Annotated in this window: 3 protein-coding genes; all 3 read right to left on the reverse strand. The window is 58.3% G+C overall.

Annotation, left to right across the window (positions count from 1 at the left end; all coding sequences use genetic code 11):
* The coding region (locus BTW07_RS18950; protein ID WP_208605451.1) for a VENN motif pre-toxin domain-containing protein at positions 1-589 on the reverse strand (589 nt) is incomplete at its 3' end.
* Between the two features lie 193 nt (positions 590-782).
* Entirely contained in the window at positions 783-1,043 is a 261-nt protein-coding gene (locus tag BTW07_RS18960) for a colicin immunity domain-containing protein (RefSeq protein ID WP_075571668.1), read from the reverse strand.
* Positions 1,040-2,003: colicin D domain-containing protein (locus BTW07_RS18965; protein WP_208605452.1), on the reverse strand; the 964-nt coding region annotated here is incomplete at its 5' end. The genes BTW07_RS18960 and BTW07_RS18965, both read right to left, overlap by 4 nt.

Consider the following 2,003-nt stretch of genomic DNA (forward strand, 5'->3'; position numbering starts at 1 on the left):
GCAGCTTGGCAATCAGCTGCGCCCCGCCCTTGACCGCTGTCAACACACCGACAAGCTCCGCCGCGAAGCGCCCTCCCTCGACACCGGCCGTAATCGAGCCATCCCAGCCGGCGGTTTCGTAAGCTTCAGCCAGACGGTCGGCACGTACTTGCAGATCGTTCAGGTAGTTTTCCCCGAACTGTTGGCGGAACTCGGGCGAAGTGGCCAGCTGTTTCAGGCCGTCCATGACTTCGGGGAAGTTGGTGACCAGAGCATAGACGCCTTCCGCCGCTTCCTTGGCGGAAAGCGCGATGCCACCCGCCGAGCCGATAAGCAGCCCTGCCTCTTGCTGGGCATCCACCATAGCCCAATTGGCCCGCGTTCCCGCTTTGCACAGCAGGTCATCCTTACAAGCCGCGAGTTCCTCGTCCTTCTTGGCCTCCTGCCAATGGCTCAAGTAGTTATACGCCGTCGCATTGCCCGCGATCTCAGCCCCCTGCTGCACGTCTCCGTCGGCCAGGCCGGCAGCGATGACGCCAGTGATTTGCGATGCCGCCGTTAGCAGTTGCGAGTCGTTATCGACTAGTGTGGCCAGCTGCTCGACCAGCACTTCGTTGGCGCCCGCCGCCGCCGCGCCGGTGCTGAAGTCGCCGCCGGTGGCTTCCGCTGCCAGGCCGCCGGCCAGGGCGTGCAGGGCGTGCAGGGCGATCTTGCCGCCCTCGCCGTCGGCCAGAAGCTCGGGGTAGCGCGCTCCCAGGTCGCCGACCTGGTTGAACAGGGTGGCTTCCAGTTCCTTTGCAACACTAAACCAACTTCGCTAACGCTTTTTTTGCACTTTCCAGCAGTTCAAAGTCATCTAAATCTTCCTCATCCCGCAAACCCGGATCATTACAGTACGCATCAACATCAAGAAATAGCTCATTGAGCGCATCATAACTCGTTTGCGGCAACATCTCCGATTCATTTTTAAAAATATCTAGATATCCCACCTCAAATTGAGGCGCCGTGAGCTTGCCTGTAACGAACTGTGTTATAAGCAAGATGTACTTCTCAGTCGCACTCATAGTTTTCCATCCTTGAGTACGTGCTGGAGTTGCTGCGAATTAAGCCTCCAACCACTCAGGAAGCTTCCGTTCGGATTCTGAATCACTGTCAGCCCTGAGTTCGAATCGGTGTGGAACGTCACTGAGTGCCCACGGTACATACCTGATATCTCCTTAGTCCCAGAGGCATTCAGGTGGTCTTGAATTGCCTGGTTAAACTTCTTCGCATTAGCGGGACTGTAATTGCCACTTACTCCAAAATCTTCTGCATGCTTAAACTTCTTCTGTAATTGCTTCGTTATAGCTGGAGCAACCTTGCTGAATGTGCCTTTAGGAAAACCTGCATCGACCTTACCTCCCGAGCCAGAAGCTCCGGTCGACGGCTTGGTCACGCCCCTTCCACCAGTATACCCACCCCGATCCGCACCGATACCGCCACTGCTCATTACCCCGGCCAGTGTTTCTTCTGCCTGTGCCCGTTGCTCCGGCGAGAGTCGGTCCTCTGGGTCCAATGCATCTACCACGGTTGCTGCGTCCTGATTTGCCGCAGCCATGGCAAACGCGCCGTTCTTCCCGGGGTTCTCCCACATCAGTTCGCGCAATGAGGCCGCCGTCTCCGGCTTGCTGAATTCGACACCTTCGAAAGGGGTGGTCATCGAGGCCAGAACCGCGTCCCCACAGCCTGAACTTCCGCTGGCGCAGAGTTGCAGGGCTTCGAGATCCTGTTGCTGGCTTAGTGCGAGAGCCTTGTCGATGATGTTGTCGCGACAGGATGGCGTGGTGCATTGTTCCAGCCGATCGGCGATGTCCTGGAACTGTGCGTGCCGCAGGTAGTTATACGTCGTCGCGTTACCCGCGATCTCGGCACCCTGCGCCACGTCGCCATCCACCAGCCCCGCCGCCATCAGCCCGGTGAGCTTCGAGGCGGCAACCAGCAGTTGCGGGTCGTTATCGACCAGCGTGGCCAGTTGCTCGACCAGC

Origin of the sequence: Salinicola socius (genome assembly GCF_001937195.1) — a bacterium.
Classification (GTDB): domain Bacteria; phylum Pseudomonadota; class Gammaproteobacteria; order Pseudomonadales; family Halomonadaceae; genus Salinicola; species Salinicola socius.

What these genes read in the sequence shown, in the direction of transcription:
- BTW07_RS18960 (WP_075571668.1), bottom strand. Translation starts at nt 1,043, where the DNA reads ATGAGTGCGACTGAGAAGTACATCTTGCTTATAACACAGTTCGTTACA.